The sequence below is a fragment of the Halorubrum tibetense genome (assembly GCF_042661865.1).
GTDB lineage: Archaea > Halobacteriota > Halobacteria > Halobacteriales > Haloferacaceae > Halorubrum > Halorubrum tibetense.
Genome location: NZ_JBHSWW010000447.1, coordinates 1 through 1,340, shown reverse-complemented (window position 1 = coordinate 1,340; position 1,340 = coordinate 1). Strand labels below are relative to the sequence as shown.

The following is a 1,340-nucleotide window of genomic DNA, read 5'->3' as shown; positions in this document are numbered from 1 at the left end:
TTCGGACGCGATCGTTCCGCCGCAGGCGACGACACACACGCGTGGCGTTGCTCCGTGGTCGGCTTCGGTCGTCATACGGATCGGGTGGGTGGGCGGGGATAAACCGCTTCGCACCTCGTCGTCGACGACTCCGGGATCGCGGCCGTCTCGAAGCGCTTACCCACGCGCCGACCCGACTCGCGTCCATGACCGAGGGGACCCGCGTCGAGTGGCGCGACTGGGGCCGAGAGGCGTTCGCCGAGGCCGACGACCGCGACCGTCCGGTGTTGCTGTCGCTGTCGGCGACGTGGTGTGAGGGGTGTCACGAGATGGACGCGACCACCTACGCCGAACCGCGCGTGGCCGCCAACGTCAACGAGTGGTTCGTCCCGATCCGCGTCGACGTCGACCGCCACCCACGGGTCCGCGAGCGGTACAACATGGGTGGGTTCCCGACGACCGCCTTCCTCACGCCCGAAGGGGAGCTGCTCACGGGCGCGGGGTATCTCGGCGTCGACGGGATGCGCCAGGTGCTCGAATCCGTCCGCACGATGTGGGTCGAGGAGGGTCGAGCGGCGGGGCGGGTGCCCCGTGCGCTGAACGGGGACCGGCCGCCAGCCGGCGCGCTCTCCGAGGCGATCGAGAGTCACCTCGCGGGGCAGCTGGAACAGCAGTACGACGCCGAGTACGCGGGCTGGGGGACGGACGCGAAGTTCCCGCTCCCGCACACCGTGGAGTTCGCGCTGAAACGCGACCGCGACCGCGCCCTGCGAACCCTCGACGCGATCCGTGACCACCTCGCCGACGATGTCGCCGGCGGGTTCTTCCGGTTCGCCGGCTCGCGCGACTGGGGCGATATCGCCTACGAGAAGCCCGCCGACACCAACGCCGCGGTCGCGCGAGCGTTCGCGAACGCCTACCTTTACACCGGCGAGGAGGCGTATCGCGAGCCCGCCGCGGCCACGGTCGAGTTCCTCACGGACGACCTCTGGACCGGGTACGGTGTCGGGGGCAGCCTCGGCCCGGGGCTCGGTCGCGCGTACTACGCCGCACCCGCCGCCGACCGCGCCGAGCTCGACTCCCCCCGTCGTGATCTCACCGTCCTCGCCGGCGCGAACGCGCTCGCAGCCGACGCCCTCCTCGCCGTCGCCGCCTACACGGACGACGAGGACGCCCGTGAGTACGGCGCGCGGATCCTCGACGGGCTCGAACACGACCTGATCGACCCCGACACCGGCGAGGTGACTCGCTACCGCGCGAACGGGGAAACGGGCGAGACGGACCTCCTCGAAGACGTCTCGCGCGTTCTCGGCGCGTACGTCCGCGGGGCGGGCGTGCTCGGCGAGGGGGCGGCGGTCGCC

1 protein-coding gene is annotated in these 1,340 nt (G+C 71.9%); it reads left to right on the top strand.

The genetic code is table 11. The annotated features are described in order from the left end of the window. Nucleotides 1-185: 185 nt before the first annotated feature. A partial coding sequence (locus ACFQEU_RS16025; protein WP_379783785.1) for a DUF255 domain-containing protein occupies nt 186-1,340 on the top strand: 1,155 nt, incomplete at its 3' end.